Source organism: Microbacterium sp. BH-3-3-3 (assembly GCF_007679045.1).
GTDB classification, from domain to species: Bacteria; Actinomycetota; Actinomycetes; order Actinomycetales; family Microbacteriaceae; genus Microbacterium; species Microbacterium algihabitans.
In genome coordinates this window covers 979203-997658 of sequence record NZ_VEFS01000001.1, presented here as the reverse complement: position 1 = coordinate 997658, position 18456 = coordinate 979203, and the positions used below count along the sequence as shown (strand labels likewise).

Here is an 18456-nt window from a genome sequence, read left to right as displayed (position 1 = left end):
CGGGTCAGAATCCGGTGGTCAGGACGTGATCGAGCGCGTCGACGAAGACGTCGACCGACGCCTGCGTGACCACCAGCGGCGGTTTGATCTTCAGAACGTTCTGGAAGTCGCCGGTGGGCTGCATGATGACGCCCCGCTCGAGCAGGCGGTCGCAGATCGCGGCGGTCTCGGCGGTGGCGGGTTCGAGGGTCTCGCGGTCGCGCACGAACTCGACGCCCAGGTACAGGCCCGAGCCGTGCACGGTGCCGATGAGGTCGTGCTTCTCGCCGAGCTTCTCGAGGCGTCGCTTGAGGTGACCGCCGACGACCCGAGCGTTCTCTTGCAGCCCCTCCTGCTCGATCACGTCGAGCACGGCCATGCCGATCGCCGACGACACGGGCGAGCCTCCGGTGGACGAGAAGAAGTACCCCTGCGTGCGGTAGCGGTCGGCGACCTCGCGCCGCGTGATGACGGCGCCGAGGGGGTGGCCGCCGCCGATGGACTTCGCCACCGCGACGATGTCGGGCACCGCCCCCTGCTGCTCGAAGCCCCAGAACCATTCACCGAGGCGGCCGTAGCCGACCTGCACCTCGTCGGCGATCGCGAGCCCGCCGTGGCGGCGGATCGCGGCGTACACCTCGGTCAGATAGCCGTCGGGAAGAGCGACTCCGCCCGCGTTGCCGAAATAGGTCTCGGCGATCATCCCCGCCGGAGGGCGACCGGATGCCGCGAGCTCGTCGATGACCGCGACGGCTTCGGGCGCGTACTTCTCGGCATCCGCCCCCCGGTACTTGCCCCGGTAGGAGTTGGCGGCGTCGACGGTGTGCACCCACGCGGGGCGGGTGGACAACGCGTTCGGGTTGTCGGCGATCGAGGTCGACACCGCATCGCTGGCGTAGGTCCACCCGTGGTACGCCTCGCGCATCGCGACGATGTCGGGTCGGCCGGTCGCGGCCATCGCCAGGCGGATCGCGAGGTCGGTGGCCTCGGAGCCGGAGTTGACGAAGAACACCGTGTCGAAGCCATCGGGGAGGGTCGCCGCGATGCGATCCGCGAAGTCGGTGATCGCGCGGTAGTGGAAGCGCGAGTTCGTGTTCAGCAGGCACATCTGGCGCGAGCCCGCCGCGACCACGTGAGGGTGCGCGTGACCGACCGAGGCGACGTTGTTCACCATGTCGAGGTAGACCCGGCCGTCGACGTCGACGAGGTGCTCGCGCCAGCCGCGCTCGATGCGCGGGGGAGCGGCGTAGTAGTGCTCCTGCACCTCCGCGAGCACCTCGTGGCGCCGAGCGAGGAGGTCGTCGGGGGTCGGGGCCGCGGCCGGAACGCCGATCACGGCGCCGGGGTCGCCGGCCACCTCGCGCCACGCGTCGGCCAGCGCGCGGGTGGTGCGCCGCGGGGGAACGTGTGCGTCGAGCGGTCGCCGAGCCGAGAGGCGCGTGCGGGCGGGCAGGGTCGTCACGCTCTCGGCGCCCACCGTCCACACCAGGGCGTCGTCGGCGTCGGCCGGGTTCGCAAGCCAGACGAGCACATCGGTCGGCACGGTCTCGGGGGTCGGGGGCAGCGGGTCGGTCGTTCCGGTCAGGCGCGCGCGCCATGCGGGCACCGTCACGACGTCGGCGCCCGCGTCGAGGGCGGCCATTGCCGCGTCGTCGAGGGTCGAGGCATCGAGCCAGGCGCCCTCGTCGTTCAGCGGCGACTCCGTCGCGGCGTCGAGCTCGACGTGACGGCCGAGCGAGAGCACCGGAGCGCCGGTCCACGCGGGCTCTTCGGAGCGGGAGCGCCCCAGGGCCGCCCGGGTCGCGGCCGTGATCACGGGGATCGGGACGGATGCCGCCTGCTCGAGGATGCGGAACTCGCGGTCGAGCGCGACGCTGGCGTACTCGTTCTCGTCGTCGAGGCGCACCTGCGCGCGGCCGCTGAGCACGAGCACCGCGCCGCGGAGGATGACCAGGGGCCAGAGCGCGGTGAGCTCGTCGTCGGTCAGGTCGCGTACCTGGTCGAACGCGCGGATGGCGGGGAAGGCGGTCTCGGGGGTCGCATCGTCGTGGTGCAGCACCGACGAGACGGTCACCGCGATCTCGCCGACGCGCCACGACGCGCACACGTCGCCGAAGTCGATGACCGCGTCGGGGACCGCGGCGCCGGGGGCGCACAGCACGTTGTCGTCGGTGACGTCGAAGTGCCCGGCCTGGACGGGGAGCCGATCGCGGACCGGGGCGAGAGCCGCTCGGGCGGCGTCGGCCGCGCGCTGCACGATCGCCCGCACCCCGGCATCCGGTTCGAGGGGGAGCAGGGTGTCGATGACGCGCTCGGCGTGGCGGAGGTCCCACTGCAGCACGCGGGCGCTCGCGGGGTGGGTGAAGTCGGCGAGCGACAGGCTCACCGCCGCCGACAGCGCGCCCATGTTCTCCACCGTCGCGGGGGAGAGGTATCCCGAGCCCATCAGCGTGCGGCCGGCGATGTTCTCGATCACCCGGGCGTGGATGCGGCCCTGGCTGGACTCCCACCACGTCGACATCGCGCCCCGCGGCCCCACGACGATGCGCGGGATGCGCACCTGCGGGCTGCGCTCGGCGACGCGTGCCGCCGCGGCATCCTGCATCTCGATCTCGGCCTCGCTGAAGACCGGGTTGCTGAGCTTGAGCACGCCGAGCGGCTCGGCCGAACCCCGGGCGAAGACGCGGAAGTTCTGATCCTGCTGACTGCCGAGAGCCTGCACGTCGATCTCGACGCCGAACGTGTCGGCGAACAGGCGCTGCACCTCGTCGTCGGAGAGCGTCGGAGTGGGCAGGTCGACCTGGCTGAAATAGTCGAAGACGGGGGTCGGAGCGGTCTCGGTCACGGTGTGTTCCTCGGGTGATTCGGGTGTCACAGGGGAGAGTCGGATGCCGTGGCGACGGCGCCCGCGACGGCACCCCCGGCATCGCGCACGACGATGACGACCAGCGGGCCGTAGGGGGCGACCCATTCGCTCACGGGCTCGCCGGACGGCTCGGGGGAGACCTTGGCGGTGACCCGGCCGTTCTCGAGTCGCGCGGGAACGCGCACGCCGTCGAGGAAGAGGGCGTGATCGACCGCAACGCCTCCGCTGACGATGGCCGAGACGGTCACGCGCTCGTCGTCGCGCGAGACCTCGTCGACGGTGACCGACAGCTCGCCCTCGGCCGCGGGGCGGGGCTCGGCGAAGGCCGCCTCATCCGGCAGGGCGGGGGTGCGCGGAGGCGTCGTGCGGCGCTCGCCGAGGGCGGTGATCGCCTGGGCCAGCTGCACGAGGCGCGTGTCGCTGTAGGCGGGACCGGCGAGGGTCAGGCCCACCGGCATCCCGGTGTCGGCCATCGTCCCCATCGGCACCGTGACGGTGGGGATGCCGAGGTGACGCGGAACCAGGTTGCCGTTGGAGACCCACACGCCGTTGCGCCACGCGATGTCGGCCGAGGCCGGGTTCACGTCGGCGTCGGCGGGACCGACGTCGGACTGTGTGGGGAAGATCACGGCGTCGAGGCCTTCGGCATCCATCCACTCCTCGAAGTCGACGCGGCGCGTGTGCTCGAGACCGCGCAGGCCCGTTTCGAGGCTCGCCACGTCTTTCCAGTCGGGCTCCCACTCCTGCGCGCGGGCGACGTACTCGCCGATGTCGTACGAGATGTCGTAGTGCCAGATGCCGTAGCGGTCGGGAAGCGCCCCCGGCGGGTGCGGGAAGATCAGGGCCGCTTCGACGTCGGCGAGGCGAGGGAGCCGCGGGTCGGCGTTCGTGCGCAGGAACGTGTCCATCGCCCACACCGCGAGATCGCCCACCTCGTCATCGAGGAAGGTGCGCGTGACGAACCCGCGGTCGAGGAAGTCCTCGTCGCCCGCGTGCAGCTTCTCGTAACGCTCGACGACGGGGAAGGCGGTCTCGACGACCTCGGCACCCGCGGCTTCGAGATCGGCACGCAGGTCGTTCCAGAGGGCCATCACGCTGTCGCGCGTGACGATGGGCGAGGCGTTGTCGGGATCGCCGTTGACGTAGATGCGCGGCACGGCGAGGCGCAGCCCCGCGAGCGGCAGCGGCTCGAGCGCGGCGAACGACGCGGGACGCGCCTCGGACGGACGCGGGAGGTCGATGAACGGCTGCGTGCGCCAGAGGTCGCCCTCGGTCTCGGCGTCGTCGGCGACGACCGCGTCGAGTACGTGCTGCAGGTCGCCGACCGTGCGCGTGTGGGGGACGACGACGTCCATCGTCGGGACGAGGGGCCAGTTGCCTCGCACAGAGATCACGCCGCGCGAGGGCGTGTAGGCCACGAGGGCGTTGTGCGAGGCGGGGGCGCGGCCCGACGACCACGTCTCTTCGCCGAGCCCGAACGCGCAGAAGCTGGCTGCGGTGGCGGTGCCCGATCCGTTGGACGAGCCGGAGCCGAAGGCGGATGCCAGATAGTCCCCGTTGTAGGGCGATTCGGCGCGGCCGTACACTCCGCGCTGCATGCCGCCGGCGGCCATGGGAGGCATGTTGGTGAGCCCCAGGAACACGGCGCCGGCTTCGCGCAGCCGCTCGACGGCGAAGGCGTCGTCGCCCGCGATCAGGTCGCGGAAGGCGGGGGACCCGGATGCCACGGGCAGGCCCTCGACGCGGTAGCTGTCCTTCGCCGTGAACGGGATGCCGTCGAGGGGGCCGAGCGTCTGCCCCTGTGCGCGGCGCAGGTCGGACGCGCGTGCCGCGGCGAACGCGCGGGGGTCGAGCACCGGCACGCTGTTGAGGCGGATGCCGGAGCGGTCGTACGCCGCGATGCGGTTGAGGTAGCGCGCGACGAGCTCGACGCTCGTGATGCGACCGGCGTCGAGGGCGTGGCGCAGGCTGTCGATGTCGGCGTCGACGACGGTGAGGGCCTCGGAGGTCATGGCGAAAACCTACACTGTTTGTTTTACGGTTTCGAGAAGAATCTGCACGAGAAGTGTTTCGCCTGCTCTCGGCAATGGCTAGCCCGAATCACCCCCTTCCTGAGACGATGCGCGGATGGATGCCACCACCGACGAGCCCGCGATCCTGCCCGATCGACCGACGTCCGACGCGCGTCGCCCCATCGCCCTGATCGTGGGAGTGATCGCGACGGTGCTGTTCGTGGCCCTGCGCCTGGCCGTCGACCTCGACGGCGGGGCCCCGCTGGCGTTCGATCAGTGGTGGGACGACGCGATGGCCGCCCTGGCCAACCCCGTCCTGGTGATCATCGCGTGGATCCCGGCCACCGTCGGCGGCACGATCGGCATGATCGTCATCGGCATCTCGACCACCATCGTCTTCCTGTTGATCAAGCGCCCCTGGGACGCCCTCAACGTCGCGGGGGCGATCGCCCTCGTCGTGCTGATCGGTGCGCCGCTCGCGTCCGTGATCGCCCGCGCCCGACCGGCCGACTCCCTCGCCGAGACCCAGGCGACCTCGTTCCCCTCGGGGCACACCGCCGTGGCGACGACCATCGCGATCACCCTCGCGCTCATCCTGCGCCGCGGGTGGATCTGGGTCGCCGGGGCGGTGTGGGTCCTGCTGATGATGTGGAGTCGCACCTACCTGCACGCGCACTGGCTCTCCGACGTGACGGCGGGCCTACTCGAGGGCGTCGCCGTGTCGACGTTGGTGTGGGCGCTCGTCGAAGTATGGAGAGTGCGTCGCGCGCAACGGGTGGTCGCCGCGGCTTCCTGAGCGCTATCGTGCCCGGATGACTTCCGCCTCCGCCTCCGCTTCCGCCGCCGCCGACAAAGCGCAGGACTCCACCGCTTTCCGAGTGGCGGCGCGCATCGGCTACGTGGTGCTGGGGCTGCTGCACCTGTTGATCGGGGTCATCGCGATCTCGATCGCCACCGGCAGCGGCGGCGACACCGCCGACCAGAGCGGGGCGCTGGGCCAGGTCGCGAAGGCACCGGCCGGAATGCTGCTGCTGTGGGTCATCGTGATCGGTCTCGCCGCCCTCGCGGTCTGGCAGATCGCCGAAGCCGTCGCCGAGCGCGACCCCGACACCAAGAAGCGATGGGCCCATCGCGCGAAGGACGTCGGCACCGCCGTCGCCTATGCGGCGATCGCCCTCACCGCCTTCACGGTGGTCTCGGGAGGCAGCTCCGACTCGGGGGAGCAGTCGCGCACGATGAGCGCGCAGCTGATGGCGACACCCGCCGGCGTCGTGGTCCTGGTGGTCATCGGCCTCGCCGTGGCCGCCATCGGCGTCGCCTTCATCATCCGCGGAATCACCAAGGCCTTCATGAAGAACATCTCGAGCCCCGGCGGAACCGCGGGTCGCGGCATCCGGACGTTCGGCATGGTGGGCTACATCGCCAAGGGCATTGCGATCGGTGTCGCCGGAATCCTGTTCCTTGTCGCGGCCTTCGCGCACGACCCGAACGCCGCCGGCGGTCTCGACGCGGCGTTGCGCTCGCTGGCCGGGCTGCCGTTCGGTCAGATCGTGCTCTGGCTCGTAGGCGCCGGACTCGTCGTGTACGGGCTGTTCTGCTTCGCCCGCGCGCGTTACGCGCGCATGTGAGCCGGGCTCACGCGGGAGGGCGGGGACGCGCTCCCGCGATGAGCAGCGACAGGCCGAGCTCGAACGCGCGCGTGGCCACCGGGTCGGCCGGGTCGTGGCTCGAGAGCGTGTCGTAGGCAGCCGCGAAGCGGGGGACGTCCTGCTCCTGCCCCGACGGGTCGAACATGACCGAGGGGCCGGTCATGTCGAGCACGCTGCCGATGATGAACGACTCGAAAGCAGTCAGCAGCGGGAGGATGTCGTCGCTCGACCAGCCGACGCGTTCCGCGGCGATCGCGAAGTCCTCGTACTGCGACATCAGCAGGGGAGCCGACGAGCTCTGCGACATCAGCAGGGGGATGGTCTTCGGATGCCGGCGGAAGGCGTCGCGGTAGGAGCGCGCCCACAGCAGTAGGCCCTCCTCCCATTCGCGTTCGCGGAGGTATGACGAATCGATGCGCGCCGACACGAGGGCGCGGACGTCTTCGACCAACGCGGCGAGATTCGGCACGTGGTTGTAGAGCGAGGTCGGGTGCACCTTGAGGCGGTCGGCGACCCGGCGGATGCTCGCCCCCTGGCTGCCGTCGCGGTCGATGAGGGCGAGCGCGGCACGGGCGATCGCGTCGCGCGAGAGCTTGGGCTGGGTCGGCCGGGGCACGGCGGGGCCTTTCGGTGGGGTTCGACCACGCTACGCGATGCGATGTGTTTCGAACGTGTAAGGCGTTCGTGACGAGTCGGCGAAACGGCCGGGAGCGGGGGAGGACTCGTCGTAGCGTTCAAGAAACCTACGCTGTATGTTTCTCACAGCGTGGGTCACGAGGAGGTTTTCCATGGCGATCGTCGTCTTCACCGGCGGGACGATTCGGGTCGACGGGCAGCAGCCCGACATCGACCGTCTCGTCGTCGTCGACGGTGTCGTGGTCGACGACGCGCATCCCGTGTCGTCCGACGCCGAGCACGTCGACCTCGACGGGGGGCTGCTGCTGCCCGCCTTCGGCGACGGCCATGCGCACCCGCTGCTGGCCGGTCGCGAGCGCACTGGACCCGCCCTGCGCGACGCCGCCCGTGTGGCCGAGATCGTCGAGCGCGTGCGGGAGTGGGCCGCGGCATCCGATGCCGCATGGCTCGTCGGCGGCAGCTACGACGCGACGATCGTCGAGGGCGGCCTGTTCGACGCGCGCTGGCTCGACGACGCCGTGCCCGACCGCCCCGTCGTGCTGCACGCCTGGGATTACCACACCGTGTGGGTCAACTCCGCGGCGCTGCGTGCCGCCGGGGTCGACGCCGACACCCCCGACCCCGCGCTCGGCCGCATCGTGCGTCGAGCCGACGGCTCGCCCTCGGGGACCCTCATCGAGCGTCCGGCGATCGACCTCGTGCTCGACCACGCTCCGCGCCCCTCTCTCGCCGCCGACGTAGAGGCGCTCGCCGCCGCCACCGCCGCCCTCGCCGCACATGGCATCGCGTGGGTGCAGGAGGCGTGGACCGAGACGCCCGACGTGCCGGCGTGGATCGCCGCCGCGCGCGCCGGACGCCTGGCGGTCGACGTCGACCTCGCGCTGCGCGCCGACCCCACCCGCTGGCCCGCTCAGCTCGACGAGCTGCGAAAGACGGCCGCGCAGGTGTCGGCCGCGCCCGGGCTGACCTGCCGCACCGTGAAGTTCTTCGTCGACGGCATCCTCGAGAACCACACGGCCCACCTGCTCGAGTGCTACCACGACGCCCGCACGCGCGGCCTGCCCAACTGGCGGCCCGATCAGCTCGTCGACGCCGTCGCCGCGTGCGACGCCGCGGGCTTCGACGTGCATCTCCACGCCATCGGCGACGCCGCGGTGCGCGCCGCCCTCGATGCGGCGGAGGGCATCCGCGAGAGCCTGCGGCGCGGCCGACGGATGACCATCGCGCACGCGCAGGTGGTCGACCCCGCCGACCTGCCCCGTCTCGCCGACCTCGACGTGACGTTCTGCTTCCAGCCGCAGTGGGCGATGGCCGACGACGTCATGACCGAGCTCACCCTCCCGCGCCTCGGCCCCCACCGCGAGCGGCAGTACCGCATGCGTGCGGCACGCGATGCCGGAGCACGCCTCAGCTTCGGCAGCGACTGGCCCGTCACCTCGCCCGACGTCCTGGTGGGGCTCCGCACCGCCGTCACGCGGCAGGACGCCGCCGGCCGACCGGCCGGAGGCTGGCAGCCCGACGAACGACTCACCCTCTCCGAAGCCATCGACGCCGCCACGAGCGGCGTGGCCCACCAGGCCGGCGACCATGCCACCCGCGGGACCCTGCGTCCCGGCATGCGCGCCGACCTCGTCTGGCTCGACCGCGACGTGCGCCGCGGCCCCGCCGACCGCATCGCCGATGCCCGAATCCGGGGCACCTGGCGACGCGGTATCCGCACCTATACGGCGCCGGTCCCCGAACCCGCCGCCGTCTGACCCGAACAGGAAAGCGCGTGACCTCCACCGACACCTCGCTGCGGCGAGTCATGGGAGTTCCCTCCCTCGTCATCTTCGGCTTGGCGTACATGGTGCCCCTCACCGTGTTCACGACCTACGGCCTCGTCGCCGTCACCACGGGCGGCCACGTGCCGACCGCCTACCTCGTCACCCTCGTGGCGATGCTCTTCACGGCGTTCAGCTATGCCGCTCTCGTGAAGGCGTTCCCGCGCGCCGGAAGCGCCTACACCTACGCCCGCCGCGCCTTCGGCGGCACGGTCGGCTTCCTCACCGGCTGGTCGCTCATGATCGACTACCTGCTGCTGCCGCTGATCAACTACGTGCTGATCGGCATCTACCTCAACGCGCAGCTGCCGGGGATCCCCCCGTGGGTGTTCGCCCTGGCCGGGGTCCTGCTGATCACGGGCCTGAACATCGTCGGCGTCACGGTCGTGCGCAACGCGAACCTCGTGCTCGTGGGCCTGCAGCTCGTCTTCGCCGCGGTGTTCGTGGTGTGCGCGGTGCTGCACGTGCTGCAGAACCCGGGCGTCTCGCTGCTGCAGCCGCTGTACGACGCGGGCCTCACCTTCCCGGGGCTCCTGGCCGGCGCGGCGATGCTGGCGCTGTCGTTCCTCGGATTCGATGCGATCTCGACGATGTCCGAAGAGGCGCGCGACCCCGAGCGCACGGTTCCCCGGGCGATCGTCCTCACGACGGTCATCGGCGGACTCATCTTCACCGTCATCGCCTACGTGTCGACGCTGGTGATCCCGAACGTGGCCGACATCGAGCATCCGGATGCCGCGGCCAACCAGATCATGGAGATGTCGGCGGGCCGTTGGCTCGAGGTGTTCTTCCTCGTCGCCTACATCGCCGGCTGCATCGCGGCGGCCCTCGCCTCCCAGGCGAGCGTCTCGCGCATCCTCTTCGCGATGGGCCGCGACGGTGTGCTCCCGCGCTTCTTCGCCCGGCTCAGCACGAGGTACCGCACGCCGATCGGTGCGGCCCTCTTCGTCGGTGTCGTCTCTCTCGCCGCGCTCTTCGCCGACCTGAACACCGTGGCATCCCTCATCAGCTTCGGCGCGCTCGCCGCGTTCTCGCTGGTCAACCTCTCGGTCGTGAAGCACTTCCTCATCGACGAGCGTCGGCGCGGGGGCGCGGCGATTTTCCGGTACGGGGTGCTGCCGGGCCTGGCCTTCGCCCTGACCGCATGGCTGTGGTTCAGCCTGTCGCCCCTCGCCCTGACCGTGGGGCTCGTGTGGATCGGTGTGGGTGTGATCTGGCTGGCGGTGCTCACCCGCGGCTTCCGCCGTCGCACGCCCGAGGTGGAGTTCGACGACGAGGCCCCGGCCCGCGAGCGGGTCGTCGCCTGACGCGCGTCGCCGCGGCGTTCCGGGCGTCGCGGCGACCATCTTGCCCCGCGGGTCCGTCCGGGCGACACCCCGGCCGGTCGTCTCCGGTCGGCATCCACGTCACCCGGTGCCGGCGAGCCAGTGGTCCTCGACCTCCGCGGCCGTCAGGACCCGGTCGTAGATCGCGCCGTACTGGATCGAGCCCGTGAAGAAGGCGGGGTCGCTCGCGGCGGGACCGGTCTGCGACGTCCAGAAGTCGGTCTTGCCGCACCCGAACTTCCAGTAGCCGTCGTACCACTGGCCTCGGGTGGCGCCGTCGGTGCCGACGAGTGCACCGTCGACGTACAGCTGCATGCCGGAGCTCGAGAGCGTCGCGACCACCGCGTGCCACGCTCCGTCGGCGTAGCTTCTGCCCGCGGGCGTGGCGATCAGGGCGAAGGCGTCGGGGAAGTTGCCGTAGACGATGCGCCCGGTCGCGTCGAGGTAGATGTGGCGGTCCCAGTGGTTCTCGTTCTCGGGTGCCGGGTCGGTGCCGAACCCCACGATCTTGCCGCTCGGGGCCGAGGTGGTCGAGAACCACGCCTCGAGGCTGTAGGTCTGCGGGTCGAGCTGGCCGGGCACGTACAGGCACTGCGAGCCGTCGAAGGTCACGGATCTGGCGGGGCTGTCGCGTCGGCATCCTACCGAGCCCGAGGTGGTGGGGGGCTTGCGCCAGGTGCCGGTGCGACCGTGGCCCGAGATGTCGGTCTCGGATGCCGTCGAGGTCGCCGACATCGCGTACGCGGCGTAGAGGTCGGAGGGGTTCTCGGCGGCGAGGCGGGTCACGGCGAAGCGGCAGTCCTGATTGATCGCCCCCGCCGTGTCGGAGGTGTTGCGGATCGATGCGGAGAGGGCGGCCTGGCTTCCGCCGACGCAGGTGAGCGCGATCACGGCGACGAGGGTCGCGATGGCCACGGGGACGAGCACCGTGCGCGCGCGACGATCGGCGCGGACGCGCACGCCCCCGGCCGGCACGACGTCGCTCTCGCAGATCAGGAGGGACGCGAAGAAGGGCAGAAGGCACAGGAGCACGAGCAGGATGCGCGCCGGCAAGTCGGGGTCGGGCACGGGAGTGAGCGAGTACGCACCCGAAGCGATGCGATGAGTGGACAGCACCGTCGCCTGCTCGCCACTGATCAGACGGGTCGTGTCGACGAGCAGGGGCAGGATGCCGGTGTTCACGACGTGCATGAGGGCTCCGTCGCCGCTGTCGGCGGCGCGGAAATCGAGCAGCACCATGTTGAACCAGGGGCGGAGCCAGAAGGTCAGCGCGGTGATCACGACGGCCCATCCGGTCAACCGAACGCTCCACGCCCAGGCGCGACGGCCGGAGCGCGCCCGCGCGAGCGTCTCGACGAGGGCCGCGCCGAGCAGGAGCCAAGGGGCGGCCTTCAGCACGAACCCGAGTCCGGGTGCGATGAGCGTGGCCGCGCCGATGATCTGATCGGGACGCACGTCCCACGGGTCGGCGGAGCCGTTGAGATCGCCACGCGTGCGGAAGACGTCGCCGTCGGTCTCGACGATGCGGTGCGTGATCGTGCGGTCGTCGTGCGTGTACGTCACGACATCGCCCACGTCGTAGTGGCTGCGGGGCTCCGTCACGACGAGCGTGCCGACGGGCGCCGCCTCGGCCATGCTCGGGGTCTCGACGACGAACAGACGGGTGCCCGTGGCCCCGAGAACGGTGGCGATCGCGACCGCGAGCAACGCGATCACGACCGCCACCGGTAAAGCGGATCCGCGACGACCCCGGGCGGGCGGAGCTTCGAGGGTGTCGGTCACGGGGCGGGGCTCAGGACGAGAACGTCCAGGTGAGCGGCTGCGACACCTTCAGGTTCGAGTAGCTGGCGTCGAGGGTGCTCGGCAGGGTCACCGCGAACGTGAAGGTCGCCGACGAACCGGCCGGGAGCGAAGAGGCCCCCACCTTGTCGAGGATGTCGATCGTCGACGACAGGCCGGCGACGGTGCCGTCGTAGAGGACGAAGGCGCCGGAGGTGATCTTGATCTTCATCTGCGAGCACAGGTCGGTGGCGGAGCCGTAGACCGTGCTCGAGGCCGACTGGGTGCACGCGCCGGGGGTCAGCGTGAAGCCCTTCGCGTCGAGCGTTCCGGCGTTCAGGATCGGGATGTTCGTCGTGACCGTCTGGCCCGGTGCCATCGCCAAGTCGCCGCCGTACTTGTTGATGGTCGAACACGTGGCGCTGTTCGTGGACACCCCGCTCGCACCGTCGGTGCTCTTGCAGACGATCTGCCCGGTGGAGTCGTTCTCCTGCATGATCAGCGAGCCCGCGCCGGCGGTGTTGATCGTGTTCTGGATCGACGCGGTGAAAGCGGCGACGGTGGGTGAGAGCCCGAGGGCGAGGATCAGCGAGGCAATGCTGCCGGCGAGGACGACGGGCAGCGCGAGGCGGCGGCGCCGGCGCGCGGGCGTGGGTGAGGACGATGAGGACACGGGTGCTCCTTGGTGGGCGAGGACGGGGTTGGGCATCCTCATACAAGGACCCCCGTTATCCCGGCTGAGGGGCGTGCCGACGTCGGCCCGGGCGGGTGGAGTGTCGTCCGGCCCCATCACGAGGGCCGCGCGGCGGAGCGCGGCGGCGTCACCCCCACTGCAGGGTCCTCCGACCTCTCACCCGCCCGCCAGATGGAGGTCACCCGCGAACGACGCTCGCCCCCGCGCGACGCGAGGCGGCGCAACCCTCACCGAGAACTCAGGTCGGGCGGGTATCCCGGAGATCCACGGACCCCGACGAGGAGAGCCATGACCACCGCTACTGTTCCGCTGCGCGCGACCGCGGCCGCCGTCGGGGCGCTCGCGCTCGCCGCCCTCGCCGGATGCGCTGCCGAACGGCAGACGGATGCCGGCACCCCGAGCCCCGCGCCGCCCTCGTCCATTGCCCCGTCGCCGTCGCCGTCGTCGTCTTCCGATGCACCGCTCGCCCTCTCTCTGGAGCCGACCACGGTGGTCGAGGGGCTCACGACCCCGTGGTCGGTCGCCTTCGACGCGGACACCGCGCTGGTGAGCCAACGCGACACCGGCGAGGTGCTCGAGATCGTCGACGGATCCACGCGAGTGGTCGGCGAGGTACCCGGGGTCGCGCCCGGCGGCGAAGGAGGCCTGCTCGGCATCGCCGTCTCCGACGGGTTCCTGTACGCCTACGCGACGACGGCCGACGACAACCGCGTGATGCGTCTCCCCCTCGAGGGCGAGCCCGGCTCGCTGCGCCTGGGCGCCGCCGAGACGGTGGTCGACGGCATCCCCTCGGCGAACATCCACAACGGCGGGCGCATCGCCTTCGGCCCCGACGGCCTGCTGTACGTCACGGCCGGAGATGCCTCCGAACCCGGTGCCGCCCAGGATTCCGGTTCGCTCGGCGGCAAGATCCTGCGCGTCGAGCCCGACGGGGCCATACCTGCCGACAACCCGTTCCCGGGTTCGCCGGTGTGGAGTCTCGGTCACCGCAACCCGCAGGGCATCGGGTGGGATGCCGCGGGCGTCATGTACGCGTCGGAGTTCGGCCAGAACACCTGGGACGAGTTGAACGTCATCGAGCCGGGTGCGAACTACGGCTGGCCCGAGGTCGAGGGCACGGGAGGGCAGGCGGGCTTCGTGGACCCCGTGCAGCAGTGGGCGCCGACGGATGCCAGTCCGAGTGGTCTCGCGGTGATCGACGGGGCGGTGGTGATCGCCAACTTGCGCGGCCAGCGCGTGCGCGTCGTCCCGACGGCCGACCTGGGCGCGGCGTCGGAGTACTTCGTCGGCACGTACGGGCGGCTGCGCGACGTCGTCGTCGCCCCCGACGGTGCACTGTGGGTCGTGACGAGCAACACCGACCGTGGAGGCGGCGATTCCGACGCGATCCTGCGCGTGCCCCTCGTCGCCGACTGAGCGTCAGGGGGTCAGGACCGTGACGCCCGCCTCCGCGAGGGCTGCAGCGAGCTCCGCGGACGGCGGTGCGTCGGTGATGAGGTAGTCCGCCTTCTCGAGAGGGGCGATCTGCGCAAACAGGCGCCGGTCGAGCTTGGAGGAGTCGGCGAGGATCGCCGTGCGGTCGGCCTTCTGGATCATCTCGGTCATCATCGTGGCGTCGCCGAGGTTGCTCGTGGAGAAGCCCGACCCGTCGACCGCCCCCACCGCGATGAGGGCGTAGTCGCTGCGGATGTCGACCTCGGGGGAGTGCGAGTTCATCGCGAGGGTCACCGGGCCCGTGGTGGCCTGGGTGATCGTGCGGACCGCTCCGCCGAAGATGAAGAGGTCGCGGAACACCGACGGCGAGATCTCGGCGGGGATGCGCAGGTTGTTCGTCGCGATGGTGAGGTCGCGGTGGTTGCGCAGGGCGCGCGCGACGGCGAGCGTCGTCGTGCCGGCGTTCAGCATGAGCGTGGAGCCGTCTTCGATGAGCTCGACGGCGAGGGCGGCGATGCGCTCTTTCTCGGAGATCTGCATCTGCAGGCGCACGTCCAGCCCGCGATCACGGCCGGGGACCGACATCGCGCTGACGGCCCCGCCGTGCGTGCGCACGACGATGCCCTCGCGATCGAGCTGATCGAGATCGCGGCGGACGGTGTCGATCGAGACGCCGAAGTGCGAGGCGAGGTCGACCACCGTGACCTGTCCGGTGTCGGCGACGTAGGCGGCGAGTTCCGCCTTGCGGCCCGCCGGCAACCGCCGCTTCGTCGTGGCTGTGCTTCCGTCCATGGCGTCATCTTTAGCACGGTTCTGCTGCGGCATCCGCAGGATTTGTGAGAAAACGGCAAAGAACAGCAGCTTTGGCCGGTGATCTGCGTTCTCTGGCGCGCTTTCGTGCGTGAATTGTCACGAATCTGCATCGAACGCTTGACCTTCTCCCGCAAGGACGCGCATACTCATGCTCAAAGATGCAAGAACGCGCAGAACAGCGCGAAATGCAGCAGATCTCAACGAGGAGAAACGATGGACAACAGCGGGCGCCGGCGTCGGAACGCCTTCAAGCTCGTCGGTGTCGCAGCAGCGGCCACGACCCTCCTGGCGATGGCGGGGTGCTCGTCGAACAACGCCGCACCCGCGGACGGCGGGGACGTCACGATCGAATTCGCCCAGTGGTGGGAGCCCGAACTGGGCGACGGGCAATTCCGCGGTCTCATGGACCAGTTCGAGAAGGAGAACCCGGGCATCAAGGTCGACCTGGTCAGCGGCCCGTACGCCTCCACCAAGGAGCAGCTCTTCGCCGGAGCGGCATCCGGCACCATGCCCGACGTCGTCGGTCTCGACGGCGCGTGGGTCAGCGACTTCGCCAAGCAGGGCGTGATCGCCGACCTGTCGAAGCTCATGAGCGACTCCGGCTACGACGAGAGCCAGCTCGCCAGCCAGATCAAGGTCGACGGCAGCACGTACATGATCCCGGTCGTCAACTTCGTCTACCCGATGTTCACGAACGACGGTCTGCTCTCGCAGGCGGGCGTCTCGGCCCCGCCGTCCACGCGCACCGAGTTCGCCGACGCCGCGAAGAAGATCACCGCCCTCGGCGGCGACGTCTCCGGGTGGGTGCTTCCGCTCTCGCTCGAAGCCCCCAACGGCGTGCAGAACGACGTCATGTCGTGGGTGTGGGCCTCGGGCGGATCGATGCTCAAGGACGGCAAGCCCGACCTGACGAACTCCGACGTCTCGTCGGCGACCGACTACATCCAGCAGCTGTGGAAGGACGGCGTCATCGCGCCGGGCTCGTTCACCATGAAGGAGCAGGACAAGGTCGAGGAGTTCACGAACGGCCGCGTGGGCATGATGATCGACTCGCTCGCGCACATCAACCTCATCCGCGAGTCCAACCCCGACCTGAAGTTCTCGATCTCGGCGATCCCCGCCGAAGACGGCTTCTCCGGCGAGCGCGGCATCCCCTACGCCTCGTGGGGCATCGGCGTCGCCGAGAACTCCGAGCACAAGGACGCCGCATTCAAGCTCGTGCAGTTCCTGATGGGCAAGGACGTCAACAGCGAGCTGTCGACGATGGCCAAGGCGTTCCCGGGCAACACCGAGAGCGTGCCCACGTTCGTCGAGGACGACGAGCTGTTCAAGACCGCCTTCGACATCTACAAGAAGGGCTACCCGGCGAACGAGTTCACCGGTCTGCCCGTCGCCGAGGACCTGATGCGCCAGTTCGGCGAGCAGTTCCAGGCAGCCCTCGACGGTCAGCAGTCCATGAGCGACGCGCTGAAGAAGTCGCAGGACGAATGGACGTCGGAGTTCTGATCCGATCCTGATCCGGGATGCCGCACCGTACCGCCTGGCGGTGCGGCATCCCGCTCATCGAAAGCCGCACACCATGTCAATGCGCACCCTCACTCCCCCCGACACCGAGGTGATCGTCACCGGACGGCCCACCTCGCGCCGCACCCGCCAGCTCCGCAAGGCCGGCGAGGCGTACGTCTTCCTGTCGCCGACCCTGATCCTGCTCTTCGTCCTGATGATCGTTCCGATCGTGATGGTCGTGGGGTACTCCTTCCAGGACAACGTCATCCTGAACAAGAGTCCCGACCTCGTCGGCGTCGACAACTACGTCGCGATCCTGACGGACCCGGGCTTCTGGAAGGCCACCGGCAACACCCTTTTCTTCACCCTCACCAGCGTCGCCGCGCACCTCGTGCTCGGTCTGTCGTTCGCGATGCTGCTCAACAGTCGCCTGATCGGAGCGGTGCCCCGCGCGATCTTCCGCGGGCTGTACGTGCTGCCCTGGCTGTTCACCGTCGCGGTGATCGCGGTGCTGTGGCGCATGCTGCTCGCCCCCAACGGCATCGTCAACTTCCTCCTGAACACGAACATCGAGTGGCTCTCGTCGCCGCAGCTCGCCCTGGGCACCGTCACGTTCATCAACATCTGGGCCGGCTACCCGTTCTTCATGGTCAGCTTGCTCGCCGGCCTCCAGGGCATTCCGAGCGACCTGTACGAGGCGGCGACCGTCGACGGGGCGAGCCCCGCGCAGCGGTTCTGGAACGTCACGATCCCGCAGCTGCGACCCATCATCGTCAGCCTCGTGCTGCTCGACCTGATCTGGACCTCGCAGCAGTTCGCCCTCATCTGGCTGACCACGGGCGGCGGTCCGATCGACGTCACCGAGATGCTCAGCACCTTCACCTACAAGCTCGCATTCGCGAAATACGACTTCTCGATGGCCTCCACCTCGGCGGTGCTGGTCCTGGCGATGTCGATGATCATCGCGGTGCTCTACGTCCGCCAGCAGAAGGCGAGGGACTGACATGGCCTCGACGACCACCACGCCGCGTCAGCGCGTCGGCACCACCGCCCCGCGTCAGCGCGTCGCTACCACGAAGACGCGTCGCCGGCTCGCCCAGACCGGCGTGCTCATCGGCCTCGTCATCGGAGCGGTGTTCGCCGCGGGTCCGGTGCTGTGGATGCTGTCGAGCTCGTTCAAGTCGAACACGCAGATCTTCGAGCTCCCGCCGCGCCTGATCACCGACACCTTCTCGTTCGACGCGTACGTGTCGATCTTCACCAACCCCGAGACGGTGCGCTTCTTCATCAACAGCTACGTCGTGGCGGGAGCGGTGACGATCCTGACGCTCCTCGTCGCGATCCAGGCGGCGTACGCGTTCAGCCGCTTCGAGTTCCGCGGCAAGCGCATCGTCAACGTCATCATCGTCAGCGTCCAAGCCGTGCCGCCGATCACGCTGCTCATCCCGTACTTCGGGCTGATGGTCGGGCTCGGCCTTTACAACACCTATCCGGGCCTGATCTTCACCTACATGGTCTTCACGTTGCCCTACGCGATCATCATGATGACCGGGTACTTCAACACCCTCCCCAAGGAGCTCGACGAGGCGGTCCGCGTCGACGGCGCCGGCTCCTTCACCGCGCTGTGGCGCGTGCTCGTGCCGATCTCGATCCCGGGCATCGTCTCGGTGGGCATCTACACGTTCATGATCGCGTGGAACGAGTTCCTGTTCGCCCTGACCCTCACGCGCACCATCGACATGCGCACCGTGCCCATCGGCATCCAGTTGCTCATGGGCCAGCACTCGTACGAGTGGAACCAGATCATGGCGATGAGCATCCTCGGCTCGATCCCGGTGCTGCTGCTCTTCCTCTTCTTCCAACGCTTCTTCATCAGCGGCCTGACGGCCGGCTCGGTGAAGAGCTGACCGCCGCCCAACCAACCCCGAACAAGGAGTCAT

Annotated in this window: 13 protein-coding genes and 1 pseudogene; 8 read left to right on the top strand and 6 right to left on the bottom strand. The window is 69.9% G+C overall.

The features are described 5' to 3' along the window. Nucleotides 1–4: 4 nt before the first annotated feature. Entirely contained in the window at nt 5–2824 is a 2820-nt protein-coding gene (locus FS769_RS04650) for an aminotransferase class III-fold pyridoxal phosphate-dependent enzyme (protein WP_260979694.1), read from the bottom strand. 359 nt (nt 2825–3183) lie between these two features. Then, nucleotides 3184–4857, bottom strand: a pseudogene (locus FS769_RS04645) (amidase); the annotation flags it as partial. A 115-nt stretch (nt 4858–4972) separates the two neighbouring features. Here FS769_RS04645 and FS769_RS04640 point away from each other — a divergent pair. Both FS769_RS04640 and FS769_RS04635 read left to right on the top strand, forming a co-directional pair. Continuing rightward, nucleotides 4973–5653 (top strand): phosphatase PAP2 family protein, encoded by a 681-nt coding sequence (locus FS769_RS04640; protein WP_144829978.1) that lies wholly within the window; start codon nt 4973–4975, stop codon nt 5651–5653. Between the two features lie 16 nt (nt 5654–5669). Next, nucleotides 5670–6485: a DUF1206 domain-containing protein gene (locus tag FS769_RS04635; RefSeq protein WP_144829975.1), complete on the top strand. Its 816-nt coding sequence runs from the start codon at nt 5670–5672 to the stop codon at nt 6483–6485. 7 nt (nt 6486–6492) lie between these two features. Here FS769_RS04635 and FS769_RS04630 read toward each other — a convergent pair whose 3' ends face one another. Next, nucleotides 6493–7122 carry a TetR/AcrR family transcriptional regulator gene (locus FS769_RS04630; protein WP_144829972.1) on the bottom strand — a complete coding sequence of 210 codons (630 nt, stop codon included), beginning with the start codon at nt 7120–7122 and terminating at the stop codon, nt 6493–6495. Between the two features lie 172 nt (nt 7123–7294). On the opposite strand from FS769_RS04630, the gene FS769_RS04625 reads away from it, so the two are divergent. Next, the gene (locus FS769_RS04625) at nt 7295–8899 is read left to right on the top strand and encodes an amidohydrolase (protein WP_144829969.1); all 1605 of its coding nucleotides are present in this window, start codon (nt 7295–7297) and stop codon (nt 8897–8899) included. 17 nt (nt 8900–8916) lie between these two features. Further along, nucleotides 8917–10272, top strand: coding sequence for an APC family permease (locus tag FS769_RS04620; protein WP_144829966.1), 1356 nt, complete (start codon nt 8917–8919; stop codon nt 10270–10272). A gap of 99 nt (nt 10273–10371) precedes the next feature. Here FS769_RS04620 and FS769_RS04615 read toward each other — a convergent pair whose 3' ends face one another. Both FS769_RS04615 and FS769_RS04610 read right to left on the bottom strand, forming a co-directional pair. After that, complete coding sequence (locus FS769_RS04615; RefSeq protein ID WP_144829964.1) at nt 10372–12015, bottom strand: LamG-like jellyroll fold domain-containing protein; 1644 nt, start codon at nt 12013–12015, stop codon at nt 10372–10374. A gap of 67 nt (nt 12016–12082) precedes the next feature. Then, the gene (locus tag FS769_RS04610) at nt 12083–12742 is read right to left on the bottom strand and encodes a hypothetical protein (RefSeq protein WP_230704122.1); all 660 of its coding nucleotides are present in this window, start codon (nt 12740–12742) and stop codon (nt 12083–12085) included. Between the two features lie 309 nt (nt 12743–13051). On the opposite strand from FS769_RS04610, the gene FS769_RS04605 reads away from it, so the two are divergent. Beyond that, nucleotides 13052–14179, top strand: a complete 1128-nt coding sequence (locus FS769_RS04605) for a sorbosone dehydrogenase family protein (RefSeq protein WP_144829958.1) — start codon at nt 13052–13054, stop codon at nt 14177–14179. 3 nt (nt 14180–14182) lie between these two features. Here the strand turns inward: FS769_RS04605 and FS769_RS04600 are convergent, their stop codons facing one another. Beyond that, nucleotides 14183–14989, bottom strand: a complete 807-nt coding sequence (locus FS769_RS04600) for a DeoR/GlpR family DNA-binding transcription regulator (RefSeq protein WP_144829955.1) — start codon at nt 14987–14989, stop codon at nt 14183–14185. Between the two features lie 234 nt (nt 14990–15223). On the opposite strand from FS769_RS04600, the gene FS769_RS04595 reads away from it, so the two are divergent. The 3 genes from FS769_RS04595 to FS769_RS04585 all read left to right on the top strand — a co-directional run bounded on the left by FS769_RS04595 (nt 15224) and on the right by FS769_RS04585 (nt 18423). Next, nucleotides 15224–16516, top strand: a complete 1293-nt coding sequence (locus FS769_RS04595) for a sugar ABC transporter substrate-binding protein (RefSeq protein WP_144829952.1) — start codon at nt 15224–15226, stop codon at nt 16514–16516. 73 nt (nt 16517–16589) lie between these two features. Beyond that, nucleotides 16590–17519, top strand: a complete 930-nt coding sequence (locus FS769_RS04590; RefSeq protein WP_144829949.1) for a carbohydrate ABC transporter permease — start codon at nt 16590–16592, stop codon at nt 17517–17519. A gap of 1 nt (nt 17520) precedes the next feature. Beyond that, nucleotides 17521–18423 (top strand): carbohydrate ABC transporter permease, encoded by a 903-nt coding sequence (locus FS769_RS04585; protein ID WP_260979693.1) that lies wholly within the window; start codon nt 17521–17523, stop codon nt 18421–18423. Nucleotides 18424–18456 lie beyond the last annotated feature (33 nt).

Bases quoted from the DNA above. Each gene is read 5' to 3' on its own strand.
- FS769_RS04640 (WP_144829978.1), top strand. From the start codon at position 4,973: ATGGATGCCACCACCGACGAGCCCGCGATCCTGCCCGATCGACCGACG.
- FS769_RS04635 (WP_144829975.1), top strand. From the start codon at position 5,670: ATGACTTCCGCCTCCGCCTCCGCTTCCGCCGCCGCCGACAAAGCGCAG.
- FS769_RS04625 (WP_144829969.1), top strand. From the start codon at position 7,295: ATGGCGATCGTCGTCTTCACCGGCGGGACGATTCGGGTCGACGGGCAG.
- FS769_RS04605 (WP_144829958.1), top strand. From the start codon at position 13,052: ATGACCACCGCTACTGTTCCGCTGCGCGCGACCGCGGCCGCCGTCGGG.
- FS769_RS04600 (WP_144829955.1), bottom strand. From the start codon at position 14,989: ATGGACGGAAGCACAGCCACGACGAAGCGGCGGTTGCCGGCGGGCCGC.
- FS769_RS04595 (WP_144829952.1), top strand. From the start codon at position 15,224: ATGGACAACAGCGGGCGCCGGCGTCGGAACGCCTTCAAGCTCGTCGGT.
- FS769_RS04590 (WP_144829949.1), top strand. From the start codon at position 16,590: ATGTCAATGCGCACCCTCACTCCCCCCGACACCGAGGTGATCGTCACC.
- FS769_RS04585 (WP_260979693.1), top strand. From the start codon at position 17,521: ATGGCCTCGACGACCACCACGCCGCGTCAGCGCGTCGGCACCACCGCC.